12 protein-coding genes and 2 tRNA genes are annotated in these 14,395 nt (G+C 61.0%); 8 read left to right on the forward strand and 6 right to left on the reverse strand.

The window, feature by feature from the left end; translation table 11 throughout:
* Nucleotides 1-8: 8 nt before the first annotated feature.
* From ACGHEN_RS05750 to ACGHEN_RS05775, 6 genes are all read right to left on the reverse strand, one after another.
* Nucleotides 9-1,982 carry a VirD4-like conjugal transfer protein, CD1115 family gene (locus ACGHEN_RS05750; RefSeq protein ID WP_390397997.1) on the reverse strand — a complete coding sequence of 658 codons (1,974 nt, stop codon included), beginning with the start codon at nucleotides 1,980-1,982 and terminating at the stop codon, nucleotides 9-11.
* 3 nt (nucleotides 1,983-1,985) lie between these two features.
* Nucleotides 1,986-3,053, reverse strand: a complete 1,068-nt coding sequence (locus ACGHEN_RS05755; RefSeq protein WP_390398000.1) for a hypothetical protein — start codon at nucleotides 3,051-3,053, stop codon at nucleotides 1,986-1,988.
* Between the two features lie 119 nt (nucleotides 3,054-3,172).
* A complete protein-coding gene (locus tag ACGHEN_RS05760; RefSeq protein ID WP_390398003.1) occupies nucleotides 3,173-3,781 on the reverse strand; it encodes an exonuclease domain-containing protein in 609 nt (202 codons plus the stop codon).
* Between the two features lie 16 nt (nucleotides 3,782-3,797).
* Entirely contained in the window at nucleotides 3,798-4,682 is an 885-nt protein-coding gene (locus ACGHEN_RS05765; RefSeq protein ID WP_390398006.1) for a hypothetical protein, read from the reverse strand.
* 93 nt (nucleotides 4,683-4,775) lie between these two features.
* Nucleotides 4,776-6,689 carry a magnesium chelatase domain-containing protein gene (locus tag ACGHEN_RS05770; protein ID WP_390398008.1) on the reverse strand — a complete coding sequence of 638 codons (1,914 nt, stop codon included), beginning with the start codon at nucleotides 6,687-6,689 and terminating at the stop codon, nucleotides 4,776-4,778.
* Between the two features lie 479 nt (nucleotides 6,690-7,168).
* Nucleotides 7,169-7,244 (reverse strand) — tRNA-Ile (locus ACGHEN_RS05775).
* Between the two features lie 649 nt (nucleotides 7,245-7,893).
* Between ACGHEN_RS05775 and ACGHEN_RS05780 the strand changes: the two genes are divergently transcribed.
* The 8 genes from ACGHEN_RS05780 (at nucleotide 7,894) to cmk (ending at nucleotide 14,393) form a co-directional block, all read left to right on the forward strand.
* Nucleotides 7,894-7,966: transfer RNA gene (locus ACGHEN_RS05780), tRNA-Ala, on the forward strand.
* A 75-nt stretch (nucleotides 7,967-8,041) separates the two neighbouring features.
* The gene (locus ACGHEN_RS05785) at nucleotides 8,042-10,075 is read left to right on the forward strand and encodes an ABC-F family ATP-binding cassette domain-containing protein (protein ID WP_390398010.1); all 2,034 of its coding nucleotides are present in this window, start codon (nucleotides 8,042-8,044) and stop codon (nucleotides 10,073-10,075) included.
* On the forward strand, nucleotides 10,062-10,358 hold the full coding sequence (locus ACGHEN_RS05790; RefSeq protein ID WP_055250169.1) for a hypothetical protein: 297 nt from the start codon (nucleotides 10,062-10,064) through the stop codon (nucleotides 10,356-10,358). The genes ACGHEN_RS05785 and ACGHEN_RS05790 overlap by 14 nt, the downstream gene beginning before the upstream one ends.
* A gap of 9 nt (nucleotides 10,359-10,367) precedes the next feature.
* Nucleotides 10,368-11,051: a site-2 protease family protein gene (locus tag ACGHEN_RS05795; protein ID WP_390398013.1), complete on the forward strand. Its 684-nt coding sequence runs from the start codon at nucleotides 10,368-10,370 to the stop codon at nucleotides 11,049-11,051.
* A gap of 84 nt (nucleotides 11,052-11,135) precedes the next feature.
* The gene (locus ACGHEN_RS05800) at nucleotides 11,136-11,945 is read left to right on the forward strand and encodes a segregation and condensation protein A (protein ID WP_390398015.1); all 810 of its coding nucleotides are present in this window, start codon (nucleotides 11,136-11,138) and stop codon (nucleotides 11,943-11,945) included.
* An 11-nt stretch (nucleotides 11,946-11,956) separates the two neighbouring features.
* Complete coding sequence (gene scpB / locus ACGHEN_RS05805; protein WP_349090384.1) at nucleotides 11,957-12,676, forward strand: SMC-Scp complex subunit ScpB; 720 nt, start codon at nucleotides 11,957-11,959, stop codon at nucleotides 12,674-12,676.
* A gap of 31 nt (nucleotides 12,677-12,707) precedes the next feature.
* On the forward strand, nucleotides 12,708-13,640 hold the full coding sequence (locus ACGHEN_RS05810) for a pseudouridine synthase (RefSeq protein WP_390399380.1): 933 nt from the start codon (nucleotides 12,708-12,710) through the stop codon (nucleotides 13,638-13,640).
* Nucleotides 13,641-13,706: 66 nt separating this feature from the next.
* Nucleotides 13,707-14,393: a (d)CMP kinase gene (gene cmk, locus ACGHEN_RS05815; RefSeq protein ID WP_390398019.1), complete on the forward strand. Its 687-nt coding sequence runs from the start codon at nucleotides 13,707-13,709 to the stop codon at nucleotides 14,391-14,393.
* Nucleotides 14,394-14,395: the final 2 nt, after the last annotated feature.

Below are 14,395 nucleotides of genomic sequence, written 5' to 3' on the forward strand. Positions count from 1 at the left end.
CATGCGCCCTAATAGGCGTCAATGACGATGGTCTTGGGGTTTGCTCGGTTGATGAGTACGACGTCCTCGGGTGTCGACACATCGGGGCCCTGCGCGTGCTTCCTTGAGCGCGCCCACTCAAGCATGTCGGTCTTGCCGGCGGCGAGATACTCCTTGCGCCGGGGGTGGATCTCCGGGTCGGCCTTGAGGTCGCGGAACCACATTCCCTGCTTGTAGTGGGTCACGCACTCGTCAGGGGACAGGCCGTCTTCCTCGTTGAAGCTGTAAAGCTCCTCGGGGCTCATGAGCGGGACCTTGACGTATCTCGTACTCTCATTGATGGATTTTCCGCTTGCGGAATTCGAGACGGAGTAATCGGTGAACTTCTTCGTGGTGTTGCCCATCTCGCGAGATATCTGCTCGCAATCGGAAAAGAGGGAGGAACCCATGTACATAAAAATGGCCGAGTTTGCACGGATGGATTCCGACTGCTTGCCGTACCGGGCCTCGAGCTGCTTGCCGTCCTGCACGATGGCGCAGAGGTTGATCCAAAACTTACGGCTCTCGGCGAACAGCTTCTCGAGGTCAGGGATCTTGCCTATCTGGGCGAGCTCGTCTAGATAGCAATATAGGGGGATCTCAAGATGGCCGATGCCGTTCGTGGATCCGATATCCTTCGAGATATCGAACAGCTGGTTCAGGGCCATCGCGGCGACAAAGTCATAGGGGCCGCCGCCGGACTTGATGCAGAAGAATATGGCGCGCTTGCGCTTGTCGATAGACTGCAGGTCGAGCTCGTCGCGACCCAGCATCTTCCTGATCGCGGGGTTGTTGAGTCTCTGCAGGCGGGCCGCGCACGAGGACACGACTGCCGCCATCTGCTCGGGGGCGCCGGCGTTGGCCTTGAAGGTGCGGTAGTTGGTGAGGACGGAGTTCTCGGGGAGGGACTCGTCGTCGAGCGCGTCCTCGCCGTAAGTATCGATGATGTACTGCGCGAACCCATCGAAGCCGTCGCGCTCGCGGGTACCCTCGAAGACGAGGTCGAGCTTGTTGATGCCCTCGGCGCCGTCGGCCTTGGCCATCGCCAGGTAGTCGATGATACCCGGGAGAGTGCAGTCCGCGGTATTGCCGTTGGCCTTGAACCAGAAGACGAACATGCCGCAGACGCAGGTGTAGAAATTCTTCTCCATGTCGATGAAGAACTGCTGGTCGCCGCGCGTGTCCTCACCTTTGGTGTTCGCAATGAACATGTTGACCAGCGAGTTGATGGACGTGACGTCACGGCAGTTGATGAGCGGGTTGTAGGGGGTCGAGGCCAGGATGTGCTCCTCGTCGCGCAGGTCGATGACCTGCACCTCATAGCCGTTTTTCTCCAAGAAGGCGGCAGATGCGCGGAAAAGCTCGCCAGAAGGATCGGTGAAGACCATGTTGCCGTTCATCTGCATGATCTGGTTGGTCACGAATCGGTATGACTTGCCAGCACCCGATCCGGCCATGATGAACATGTTGCGGTTCGGCACCTGGCTCTCACGCCTGATCGGGTCCTTCTTATCATTGACGATTGAGGTACCGGCAACCTTGCTGTTGAGCGACAGGATGATATTGTCGTCCTCGACCGTCTCGCACCAGTCGGGGACGGGCCACTCGTCTGTCGCCTTGTTATGCGAGTACAGCAAGCGCTCCTGGGCGGTGGAGAATCGCTGGGAGCCATATTGCTTGGCGGGAGAGATGTCCTCGCCAGGTGCCTCCTTCTTGAGGAAAGTGGCCAGCGCGAACGCGAGGGACGTTGCGGCAGAAATCAGCAAAGGGAGCCCACCGAAGTAGATGCCTAAGGGTCGCCGGGATGCCGACCATGCGATGAAGGCCACGACGTCATCGGGTGTCTCCATGCCGTTGATTCCGAGCATGACCTTCTGGACCGTAAGGTTTACGATCCAGAAGGCGGCCGCCCCCAGCACGACGGCTCCGATTGCCCTCGTTATGTCCAGCTTGGGCAACTTCATGAATTACCTCTTGACCCGCTTGTTGAGTGTTCGGGAGTGCGTGGCCGGACGGTTCTGATTTCCGATCTGGTGACGGTTCGCCTTGCGGTCGGCGGCGTCGCGCATATTGGCGGCGCGAATGACCTCGTGCGAGCCCATCTGCTTGGTGCGTCCTGGGCGCTGCTGCAGCTTAACCGATCCCTCGAAGGCCTCACGGTCCTTCAGGGTCTCGATCTGGGAATGGCATCGAACGAGCGCGTCGGAGCGTCCCTCGATAAACGCCCCCTTGACGTCTCCCTCGCAGACCTGGTTTCCGATTTTCGCCAGACGGCCGTCGGAATCGGTGATCCTGAAGGCACCGGCCGTTGTCATGGCGGCGGTGTAGGCAGTGCCGTCCCAACCGGTGAATTTACGCTTGTACATGCCATCGGACTGGTCGAGTTTCCAAGACTCCCCGAGGTATTCGATGCTTTCCGGCGCGGGCGGCAGGCCAACCGGAGGGAGGCCAACGGCGGGAAGCCCGATTGCGGGAAGCGCTGGATACTCTTTTAATTGCTCAGACGAGCGCTCATTACGCGGATTGGCCGACTGGGGGCCGTTGCCCTTCTCGACCGGTCCCCTCATGGCGCTATCCACGTCGGCATTCGAGATTAGCTTTCTCTGGATAGCCGTCTCGATGCAGGCGGCAAGGGCCTCCTGGTCCTTCATCTTGTATTCGATTGCGAAATAGCCGGTCGCCGGGTCTTCGAAAACCGCGAACCCGATGCGGTGCCTGCGGCAGATGTCGGAAAGGAGCGACAGGTCGCTGCGGTCGAGCGCGCCCTCCTTGCCGAGGTTGACGAGCTTGATGACGTCGTTGCGGTCGCGCCTCAAGGTATGCTCGGTCACAAGGCCGTAGCGCCCGAGTCCGTTTACATGGCTGAACGCATGGTTCGCGCCGCGCTGGGCCGTCCTGCCGGCAGTGCCGGCAACCTTGCCGGTGCCGCGCGCCAGCGCCCTCATCGTAAGAATGAGAACCTCACGCGCCGGCGGCATAACAGCCTGCCCGAGCATGAGCAAGACGCGCATGGCTTCTTCGTTCTCTCCGGGCATTGCTGGTACCTCCTTCCGGCGATGTGCATTGGGGCCGCACGCTCGGGCGGCCCCAAATACAGTTTTCGCCATATAGGCCACCCGTGCAGACCGGTTTGGTGCCACAGGGTGACAATTTCCTAGATATGCCTGTAAGCTCCGGGGCGTTTGACATTTGCCCCCGGATGTCTATGGCCTTCGATGATCGATTCGGCGTGTCGATATAAATACCTGGTAGCCAAGGCATCGGCGAGAGCGGTATGGGGCGTCCCCTCGAAGCTATAGCCCACGGCATCTGCCGCAGAGGTCAGCCTCCATCGGGTATGAGTCTCCGAAAACGGGCCGTATGCGCGCCCGAAGGCCTCCATCGCATCGACTACCTTCGTCGTCTGCGGTATGACGCCGCCCTCGTTCTCGAGAAAACCAAGGTCAAATTTGACATTCCATCCGACAATCTTCTCCGTACGGTCGAATAGGAACTGAACGGCCTCGAGATATCTTTCAAAGGGCTTATAGCCCGCCACGGAGGCAGGGGAGATATGGTTCACGCGCTCGGCGTCGGGCCATTCCGTCTTATGCTGCGGCATGACACGTAGATGAACCGTCGAGGGTGAGTCTTGGCCTTCGATATCGAGAACCATGGCGAGCGTCAGGATCTCATCGCCGCCGGCTGGATCGAGCCCAGTGGTCTCCGTGTCGATTGTCATGCACTCGATATGGGAGTCGAACGGGATAAGGCTAATGTTCATCGTAGTGCGCCCCCCCTTATGACTGCCCATAGTGAAAGTAGGCGGTGCGGTCGGGGGCCGTGGTGTGAAGCGCCCCCTCGGTGCCGCCGCCTAGCTTCTTGCTGATCTGCGCGATGAGGTTTTTCGTTCCCGGCATCACGTGGGCACGTTCGGTCTTGAGTTCGCTCTCTTCGACAAATCCGTCATTGAGAGAGTCCTCCCACTCATCCTGCTCTCCCTCGGTGTAGTAGACAGGGGCATCGGGATCGTTATCGATAGCCTGAGAAGCAAGTGTATCGATGTATCCCGCTTCACCCCTCACGGCAGCGCTGATAACCTCGTCGGTAAGCGGGCCGCCGTTCGCGATGTATTCGTAGAGGCTCTGGTCGAGGGGGTCGGGTATCACGCGCACGAACTGCTCGTCTGTGACATAGCCATCGTCGCCGATCCTGTACTGGCCGTAGGGGCCAGCCGGCCAGTTCATGGCGATGTGTGTGAGCTCAGTGTCTGCCATGACATAGAATTTCATGACGGCGAGCTTTTGGTCATGCGAGATGTAGTCCTGGACGGCAATGGCAGCCTTAGGATTAATATGGGCACGATCGGACGGCGAGAGCTCAAGCCCGTGCTCGACCTCATATGCGGCCTGGGCGGTTGAAGACGTGAATAGGGCCTGCGCAAGCAGCCAGGACTTCTGGTCGGCATTCGTATTGGGAGCAATGCCGTCAAATGCAACCTCGGCCACGGCCGCAAGAAGACTCGGCTCGGCCATAATCGCGCCAAGTGTGGCGACGGCCGGCCATTTAAGGTGGCTCTCGCATTGTTGCGGGTCCATGATCAATTCGCACACGTTATTGTAAATGCGGTCGAGATTGAGCAGGCCTAGCCCTGCCGCCGCTCCCGACCTGTCCAGCTTATCCATACGGCTCTCCCTTCGGTCATAGTTCCGTTGGTTTTATCGTCAGCCATGGAGCATGGCGATGAGAGCCGTTGAACAAGTGTTCCTAGATTTTGGTTAATGCTTCAGCGATTGAACGTGGGGGAGGGCCACATCGCGCTCCATCGTTACGACGCCACCGGGCGATGCTGTGCTTTTAGTCGTAAGCCGGAGCGAGTCAATGATCTTCTTGGTGCTGGGGCTGCAGTCTAGCCTGTGGGGCGCCACGCTGAGCTCATCGTACTGATCGAGGATCGCGTCCACCTTCTGAGACTCTTCGAAGGTCTGCCCGCGATAGAGCGTATAGTCGTGCCCGCCTACGCTGACGAGGCCATCAGACATGAGCGCGATGTCTTTGGCTTCAATCGCCGGCACCACGGCGAACTTAACGCCCGCGGCAACAGCGATATCCTTGTATTCGGCGGGAATGACCATCTCTCGGAATTCCGGCAGGTCCCTCATCGAGAGGAAGGCGTTCGGGCTGATCTCGACGGCCTCGTATCCACCCCTTCCGGCGCCGTCGAGAACGGAGCCGAATATCTCCGAGTCCATCAGGATCCCGGGCAAGGGGTCAATTTCAGATCGTTTCATGTAGACCGTGCGGTCGCCCTGCGCCGAGCCGTCAAGGTTAACGGTGACGTCCGACCAAAGAGCCCCGAACGAGTCGGAGCCCTCGGTCACATCAAAGGCCTGGATGCAGAGTGTGTCGTTCTCTTCGTAGATCTGCTTCACGAGCTCCACGGTCTTCGGCTCCCCGTCGACCGAATAGTTGACCTTGATGCCGCCTTTGGAGGTTGCATCCACATAGAGGCTGCTGTCCTCGATGCGCTTTTCGACGCTCTCCCTATAGGCGACCAACGAACCGGGGTGCGCCAGAATCTGGGACAGGCCTTCTTCCAGCTGGTCGATATCGACAACGACGGGCTGTTCAATCTTAGGGAACAGGCCCTTCTCAAAAGCCTTTAGTGCATAGTTGCTGCGGTCCTCCCTCACCGTCATGACGAGCGCGGCATCGCAGGGAAATCGAACAGTGCCGTCAACTCTGACAATTCTTACGGTATCTTGCCTGATAGCCGCAGCAACGGACTGAAGGACATGGGACGAGGCCTGATCGATATTTCCCAAAACGATAGCGCCGCCGCTTACAGTCGAAATGATACCGGGCAGGATCGGGCGCCCCCCGCCGACAATGCCCGCAATACTCGCCGTCCCGACATCGGGCACGACGGCAACGTTCCCCTTAGCGCCGGCGCGGGCGAGGTCTCTCATGAGTGTCGCCTCGTCACTCTCGCCGACGCGGAAGAACGCCCGGAGCGCCTCGCCCGCGCGTTCCGGGCTATCTGTCTCGATGAGGATGGGTGTATGCGTCGCAAGCGCCTCAGCCACAGCGGAGACGGCAGCGGGCGGATAGACTGGGCTCAATTGCCCGGGTTCGGCCGGCATGGTTCTTCCGATGAGCTTCTCGGGATTGCTTAGGGCGTCAGTTGAAATCGAGTCCAGAGATTGAAGACTCGAATGATAAGGCCTGATTCCGCGTGGAGTCGCAGCTGAGACGATGCCTTGGAGACTCAGTTCCCGGCAAAGGTTCTCGACGGCGATAGTGCCCCGGCATGAGGTTACGTTGCCACCGAAGTCGAGCGAGCCGAAAAACAGCTTGTCCTCGATATACGCAGGCTCAAGTTGCCCCGAGGCGCTTAGGATTCCGAGTGCGATGGGTAGCGCGAGGGAGCCTGCATCTCGGATTCGACCAGAGAAGGCCCTGTTATAGCCGGGCGAGGGCATGACATCGATAGAGCCACTGTTTCGAGGCAAGGTGTATCCCTGCGCCCTGAGGGCGCACCTGACGATACCTCGCAGCTCTACGGCGGCATTATCCTGAATGCCCAGAATGGTCATGCCGGGAATTCCCGGCTTGAATTCAATCGCGATGTCGATGGGCACCGCCGAGGCGGCTTCCACAATAGCGCCATGGACAACTGTACGATTGGTCATAACTTGCTCCAATCCTCAAAGGTATTGAGACAAGTCTGATAGTGAGAAGCGCGCATATGGCCTTGCTGAACAACTGTTCCAGGCTTTCATTAGCTTGGCGGCCGACAATCGTATCGAAATGGATCGTCTCCGCAATCTATACTGAGGCAATCTCGACATAATGCGGCAAATATCGCCCATGGATCGCCGGGAACGTTTTAGGGCCGACTATTTAGATTTTTATTACACCGGAAAGTGAAAGCTCCGATACGGTCTTGGGGCACAGAGAAGGCGCCCGCGGCCCCCGGCATGCCGCCGACTCAGAACGGCGCTCCTTAGGGCCTCCACAATGTATATACAGGCGAAACGCCTCCTTATACATTGGGTTGTGGTGGATAGTGGTGGATAGCCAGAAGAAACCAGTGGATTCTAGAAGGAAAAACCAAAACGAAAGCGGTTTCCCTGATTGACTGAATATCAGGGAAACCGCTGGTAGATAGTGGTGGGCCCTCCGGGATTCGAACCCAGAACCCAGGGATTATGAGTCCCCTGCGCTAACCGTTGCGCCAAGAGCCCTTATGAACGGTGAATGCAATTCTAACAAAGCCAACTCAGGCCCAATTTCTTCGCTTCACGTCGTGAAATACTACCATGCACGAGGAAGTCGCACAACGCAAGATCAAATCCGATGTTAAACAACAGCTAATCTAGGCGCGTCGCGGAAAAGACGTGTTTTAGAATAAGTTAAAGCCTATATTTCAGGGCTCCAACATATTTATGTGTGAAATCAACCTGATGCCATTTCAAAACCATGCCGGTTTACTACGACGGATCGGCGATGCCCGAGCACCGCGTGTTCTCCATTTGCAAAACCGCAGGTAGGAAGCCCGCCGCTTACGCCAAAAGGCGAGTGTGGTCGGACATTCCTGATTCATCGTAGTAAACGGGCATGGTTCTGAAGCGCAGGGGAGGGGCGCTTCGCAATCAGGCCCGATAATGGGACTGGCGGTGCACGGAAAACCCTGTTGCACGGGGAGAGTCGTGTTCCGCTCGCCAAGTCGGCCGGCGCACGGTCCGTGCGTGGACCGCTGCCCCCGCGGGCATCGCGGGCTCCTCGGACCTGGGCGGGCCCGCGCACCCGCACGTGCGCGCCGGGGCCCGCGAAAGTTTTTCCAAAATTGTCCTTGCATCGCCGTCCGAGTTCCCGTATAGTACTTTTTCGCACGGGGGCGTAGCTCAGCTGGGAGAGCGCTTGACTGGCAGTCAAGAGGTCAGGGGTTCGATCCCCCTCGTCTCCACCCGAGAATTGAATGAGGCTCCAACGCAAGTTGGGGCCTTTTTTCATATAGGCACACAAGGTCAAAGGCGGCACCATGATCCTCCTGGTCGACAAGATCGAAAAAAGCTTCGGCGCGCGCGTTCTCTTTAGCGGCGCGTCTTTCCAGATCAACCCCGGCGAACGCTTTGCGCTCGTGGGACCCAACGGCGCCGGCAAAACCACCATGCTCAAGATCATCATGGGCATCGACAGCCCAGACGCCGGCCAGGTCCAGTACGCCAAGGACTGCCAGGTGGGCTACCTAGAGCAGGAAACCAACCTGGAGCAAAAGGACACCACTGTCCTTGCCGAGGTCATGGCGGCCGCCAAGGAAATCCGCCGCATGGGCGAGCGCGCCAACGAGCTGCAAGCCCAGATCACCGAGCTCTCCGAGCAGGGCAAGGACGTCGACACGCTCCTTAACGAGTACGGCCAGGTCCAGGACCGCTTTGAACATCTGGGCGGCTACGAGCTCGAGAGCAACGCCCGCAAGATCCTGTCCGGCCTCGGCTTTAAGGTCACCGACTTTGAACGCCCGTGCTCCGAGTTCTCGGGCGGCTGGCAGATGCGCATCGCATTGGCCAAGCTCTTCCTGCGCCATCCCGACCTGCTGCTTCTGGACGAGCCCACCAACCACCTGGACCTCGAAAGTGTCCAATGGCTGCGCGGTTTTATCGCCAACTACGACGGCGCCGTGCTCATCGTCAGCCACGACCGCGCCTTCATGGACGCCTGCGTCGACCACGTCGCCGCGCTCGAAAACCGCCGCGTGACCACCTACACCGGCAACTACAGCAGCTACCTCAAGCAGCGCGAGGACAACCTGGAGCAGATGCGCGCCAAGCGTGCCGCGCAGGAGCGCGACATCGCCCACATGCAGGTCTTCGTCGACAAGTTCCGTTACAAGCCCACCAAGGCCGCCCAAGCGCAGGAGCGCATCCGCAAGATCGAGCAAATCAAAAAGGAGCTCGTCATCCTGCCCGAGGGCCACAAGCACATCGACTTTAAGTTCCCCGACCCGCCGCGCTCCGGCGATATGGTCGTGAGCCTGGAGGGCGTCTCCAAGTCCTACGGCGACAAGCACATCTACAGCGACATCGACCTCAAACTCTACCGCGGCGAGCACGTGGCGCTCGTCGGTCCCAACGGCGCCGGCAAGTCCACCCTCATGAAGATCCTCGCCGGCCTGGAGCCGCCCACTACCGGCACGCGCGACCTGGGTACCAACGTGGGCATCGCCTACTATGCCCAGCATGCGCTCGAGGGCATGACCGAGTCCAACACCGTCTTGCAAGAGATCGACACTGTCACGCCCAAGTGGACCGTACCGCAGCAGCGCAGCCTGCTGGGCGCCTTCCTGTTTAGCGACAACGATTCCATCGAGAAGCAGGTTCGAGTCCTCTCCGGCGGCGAAAAGGCGCGTCTGGCTCTGGCCAAGATGCTCGTGGCGCCCGAGGCGCTCCTGTGCCTAGACGAGCCCACCAACCACTTGGACATCGACTCGGTGGACATGCTCGAGAACGCTCTGCAAAACTTCCCCGGTACCATTGTGCTGATCAGCCACGACGAGCACTTGGTGCGCGCTGTGGCCAACCGCATCATCGACATCCGCGACGGCAAGGTCACGGTCTACGATGGCGACTACGACTACTACCTCTTCAAACGCGAGGACCTCGCTGCCCGCGCCGCCGCCGAGGCAGCAGGGGAGAGCGCACCTGCCGCGGCCAAGTCCACCAAAGCCAACGCCGCCCAGGCCAGCAGCCCAGCCGCGGCTCCCAAGCCTGCCGAGGGCAAAAAGACCAAGGAGCAAAAGCGCGCCGAGGCCCAGGCCCGTGCCGCGCTCAACAAAAAGCTCAAGGGCGTGCGCAACCAGCTCAAGAAGATCGAGACAGAGCTGGACAAAAAGCGTGCCCGCTATGACGAGCTTATGGAATTGATGGCAAGCGAAGAGCTTTATGCCGATCAGGACAAGTTCAACGCCGCGCTGGGGGAATATAACGGCCTTAAGCAAGAGCTGCCCAAGCTCGAGGACGAATGGCTGGAGCTTTCCACCCAGATCGAAGAGGAGACCGCGCGTGAACTCTCGTAAAGCCACCGCCGTGGCGATGAGCATCATAGCCATCGCTTGTCGCATCTGCGGCATATTTATGAGCGCGATGACCGTGCTGCTGTGCTTCAGCGGCCTCACCGCCAAGCTGCAGATCGTGGGCTTTGTCGTTGAGCTTTCGCGCGCCCTGCCGAGCGCCATCGCCGGCTACGGCGTTATCACCTCGCCCTTTGGCGGTGTCTTCCGCTTGGATTACGCCATCGTGGCCGTCATCCTGTTTGTGGCCGACTACCTGCTTACGCGCGCCTCGCGCCGCGTCCGCTAGGGGAGTGACATGTCCAGCAGCTACCTCATGAACCTGCTCGCCAGCGCCGCCGCCGTCATCGTGGGCATCGTGATCCACGAGAGCGCGCACGCCGCCGCGGCCTGGGCACTCGGCGATAAGACGGCCCGTTCGCGCGGCCGCGTCTCGCTCAACCCGCTCAACCACATCGACCCGTTTGGCACCATTCTCTTGCCGCTGCTGATGCTCGCCGCCGGCGGCCCGGTGTTCGCCTTCGCCAAGCCCGTGCCCGTCTATCTCAACAACCTCAAGCACCCCAAGCGCGACGAGGTCCTGGTGAGCGTGGCCGGCCCCGCATCGAACATTGCGCTGGCATGCCTTGCGGCCGCTATCATGCACGCGACATACGGCAACCTCTACACCAGCATGTCCTTTGCTGTGGCTTCCCAAATCATGAACTTCGGTGCCACCTTTATTGTGGTCAACCTGTCGCTCGCGTTCTTTAACCTCATTCCGATTCCGCCACTCGACGGCTCGTCGATCATCGTGCCGTTCCTCAAAGGCAAAGCGCTCTCTAACTACTACCGCCTGCAGCAATACGCCATGCCCATCCTCATCCTGGTGCTGTACCTGTTGCCTATGTGGACCGGCATCGACGTGATTGGACGGTATTTCGACGTTACCGTGTATCCGCTGGCCGAGTGGCTGCTCAACTTCGCAATCGCCGGCATCTAAGGTAAACTTACAGGTCGACCGTGCAAAACGGTCGCAACATGCACCCAAACCGCGCCGCGAAGGCGCCGTCAAAGGAGGTCGAAGATGTCGTATCGCGTGTCGACGCAGGTCTACAGCGGACCGTTCGACCTGCTGCTGCAGCTGGTAACCCGCCAAAAAGTTGATATCGGAGCCATCTCGATCAGCGAGGTGGCCGAGCAATACCTGGCCGAGGCCGAGCGCATCGAGGCGCTGGACCTGGACGTGGCGAGCGACTTTTTGCTGGTCGCGGCAACCCTTTTGGACATCAAGGCCGCCTCGCTGGTGCCCCAGGAGGCCCCGCGCAAGACAGACGACGATGACGAGGATGACGATGAGCTCGAGGAGCTCAGTGCGCTCGACGGCGACGCCCTGCGCGAGGTCCTGATCCAGCGTCTGATCGCCTACAAGCAGTTTAAGGGCGCGGCGGCAGCCCTTGGCGCGCGTATGCAGGCCGAGAGCCGCATGCATCCGCGCGTGGCCGGCCCCGACCCCGAGTTCCTAGGCCTTATGCCCGACTATCTGGCCGGCATTACCCTGCGCGGCCTCGCCGTCATCTGCGCCGACCTGGATGGCAAACGCCAGACCTTCCTGCTGGAGGCCGAGCACGTGGCACCGCATCGCGTGCCGCTCGACCTGACGGTGGCCTCGGTCGACCGCTTTACCATGGCACACCAAGCCTGCACCTTCCGCGAGCTGCTGGACGGCGACGCCACCACCGAGCAGCTCGTTGTCACCTTCCTGGCCATGCTAGAGCTTGCCAAGCGCGGCTCGCTTACGCTAAGCCAGGACGAGATCTTTGGAACCATTCAAATCAACCGCGTCGAGGGCGCCGAGGCATACGTGCCTGGCGAGGGCCCCGAGCTCACCGAATAGGAGCGGCAACCATGTCAACCCTTTCCACGCTGGAGGCAAACAGCCTCAAAGGCGCCCTCGAGGCGCTGCTGCTGGTGTCGAGCGACCCCGTCAGCGCACCCGCGCTGGCAGCTGCGCTGGATATCGCCCCGGGCGAGTGCGCGTCGCTTTTGGCCGAGCTCAAGGTTGAGTACGAAGAGGCCAACCGCGGCTTTCAGCTGCGCGAGGTCGCCGGTGGCTGGCGCCTGTTTACACACCCCGCCTACCATGATGTGGTCGAGGCCTACGTGCTGAGCTGGGACACGCAAAAGCTGTCTCAGGCGGCGCTTGAGACCCTGGCCGTCATCGCCTACCACCAGCCCGTCACGCGCGAGGTGGTCAAGGGCATCCGCGGCGTCAACTCCGACGGCGTCATCGCGTCGCTCGTGGATAAGGGCCTGGTGCGCGAACTCGGCCGCGACCCCGAGCGCGGTCAGGCCATCATCTACGGCACGACCAACGCCTTCTTGGAAAAGTTCGGCCTGCGCTCCACCCGGGACCTGCCCGATCTGGAGCAGTTTGCCCCCGACGAGCAGTCGCGCCAGTTTATCCGCGAGCGCCTGAGCGGCCGCAGCATTCAGTCCACGCTCGAGGAGCAGGCCGAGGACCTGGACGAAGAACGCGAACTGATCGATACCGATGTTGAGGACACCGATGGCGAGGAGCTTCTGCCCACCGTCGATACCTCGGAGGATATACATGACGAGGACTAACGAAGCAGGGGAAACGCACTTCGCAAGCGCCATGGACAACGCAGCGCCCACGGGCGACGCCCAGCCCGTCTACCCGCACACTATGCGCCTGCAGCGCTTTTTGGCGCGCGCGGGCGTAGCGAGCCGCCGCGGCTCGGAGGACCTGATGACTGCCGGCCGCGTAACCGTCAACGGCCAGGTCGCAACCGAACTAGGCACCAAGGTCGATGTCGACCGCGACCACATCGAGGTCGACGGTATGCCCGTCAAGCTCAACCAGGGTGCCGTGTACCTGATGCTCTACAAGCCGACCGGCTACCTCACCACCATGAGCGATCCACAGGAACGCCCTTGCGTGGCCGACCTGGTCCCGCGCGACCGCTTTCCGGGGCTCTTTCCGGTGGGTCGTTTGGACCGCGACACCACGGGCCTTCTGCTCTTTACCACCGACGGTGACCTGTCGCAGGACCTGCTGCATCCCAGCAAGCACGTCTACAAGACCTACCAGGCGCTGGTGGACGGCAACCTGACCGATCGCGACCTCACGCCGCTGCGCCGCGGCATCGAGCTCGACGATGGCCTATGCCAACCGGCGATCTGCCGCGTCATTAACGCGCGCGAGGCCGAGGCCGTAGCCCCGCAAGGCATCAAGCCCGGCACCACCGCCGTGGAGGTCATCATCCGCGAGGGCCGCAAGAACCAGGTCAAGCGCATGCTGAGCAAGATTCACCATCCGGTGATCCGCCTGCATCGCTGCAACTTTGCCGGCCTGGAGCTCAAAGACGTGGCTAAGGGCTCGTGGCGCGAGCTCACCGACCGCGAGGTGCAGATTCTCAAGGCCGGCGGCATCCCGCCCAAGCAGGCCAGCTCCAAGCAGGGCGACCCCAACGCGACAGCGGTCAACCCCGCGACCCGCACGCGCCACCACGGCAGCCACGGTTCCGCGCCCAAGCGCAACACCTACCGCGAGCGCTACACGGGCTAACCAGTCCGTCAAGCCCCAGCGCCCGCGTCCCATACCAGCACGTCAACCACCGAAAGGAAGCATTGCATGATCGTCGCCATCGACGGCCCCGCCGGTTCCGGCAAGTCCACTATCGCCAAGGAGATCGCCCGCCAGCTGGGCTTTAACAAGCTCGACACGGGCGCCATGTATCGCGCTGTCACCTTCGCCGCGCTCGACCGCGGCATTGACCTGGACGACGAGGCGGCCATTGACGCCCTCGCCGAGCAGATCGAGATTCGCTTTACCAACGGCACCGGCGAGGACACGCGCCTGACCATCGACGGTAAGGATGCCTCGGCTGCCATTCGCACCCCGCAGGTCGACGCCAACGTGTCCAAGGTCTCGGCCTACCCGGGCGTGCGCGCCGCCATGCTCATCCACCAGCGCCGCGCCGCCGAGGACCGCGACATTGTCGCCGAGGGTCGCGACATCGGCACCGTCGTGTTCCCCAACGCGCAGGTCAAGGTCTTCCTGACTGCCGACCCGCGCGAGCGTGCCCGTCGCCGTGTGCTGCAGCGCCACCAAAACGACGCCCAGCCGCTCACCGAAGAGCAGCTTGAGGCCGAGGTCGACGAGACCCTCGACGCCCTCAAGCAGCGCGATAAGCTCGACAGCAGCCGCGAGGTCGCGCCGCTCGTGCCCGCCGAGGACGCGGTACATGTCGACTCCACCGCTCACACCATCGAAGAGGTTGTTCGCATCATCGAGGACCTCATCAACCAAAGGAGGTAGCC

The sequence above is a fragment of the Collinsella sp. i06-0019-1H4 genome, assembly GCF_042849575.1.
Taxonomy (GTDB): Bacteria; Actinomycetota; Coriobacteriia; order Coriobacteriales; family Coriobacteriaceae; genus Collinsella.

Bases quoted from the DNA above. Each gene is read 5' to 3' on its own strand.
- ACGHEN_RS05785 (WP_390398010.1), top strand. From the start codon at position 8,042: ATGATCCTCCTGGTCGACAAGATCGAAAAAAGCTTCGGCGCGCGCGTT.
- ACGHEN_RS05750 (WP_390397997.1), bottom strand. From the start codon at position 1,982: ATGAAGTTGCCCAAGCTGGACATAACGAGGGCAATCGGAGCCGTCGTG.
- ACGHEN_RS05760 (WP_390398003.1), bottom strand. From the start codon at position 3,781: ATGAACATTAGCCTTATCCCGTTCGACTCCCATATCGAGTGCATGACA.
- ACGHEN_RS05765 (WP_390398006.1), bottom strand. From the start codon at position 4,682: ATGGATAAGCTGGACAGGTCGGGAGCGGCGGCAGGGCTAGGCCTGCTC.
- cmk (WP_390398019.1), top strand. From the start codon at position 13,707: ATGATCGTCGCCATCGACGGCCCCGCCGGTTCCGGCAAGTCCACTATC.
- ACGHEN_RS05755 (WP_390398000.1), bottom strand. From the start codon at position 3,053: ATGCCCGGAGAGAACGAAGAAGCCATGCGCGTCTTGCTCATGCTCGGG.
- ACGHEN_RS05800 (WP_390398015.1), top strand. From the start codon at position 11,136: ATGTCGTATCGCGTGTCGACGCAGGTCTACAGCGGACCGTTCGACCTG.
- ACGHEN_RS05810 (WP_390399380.1), top strand. From the start codon at position 12,708: ATGGACAACGCAGCGCCCACGGGCGACGCCCAGCCCGTCTACCCGCAC.
- scpB (WP_349090384.1), top strand. From the start codon at position 11,957: ATGTCAACCCTTTCCACGCTGGAGGCAAACAGCCTCAAAGGCGCCCTC.
- ACGHEN_RS05770 (WP_390398008.1), bottom strand. From the start codon at position 6,689: ATGACCAATCGTACAGTTGTCCATGGCGCTATTGTGGAAGCCGCCTCG.
- ACGHEN_RS05795 (WP_390398013.1), top strand. From the start codon at position 10,368: ATGTCCAGCAGCTACCTCATGAACCTGCTCGCCAGCGCCGCCGCCGTC.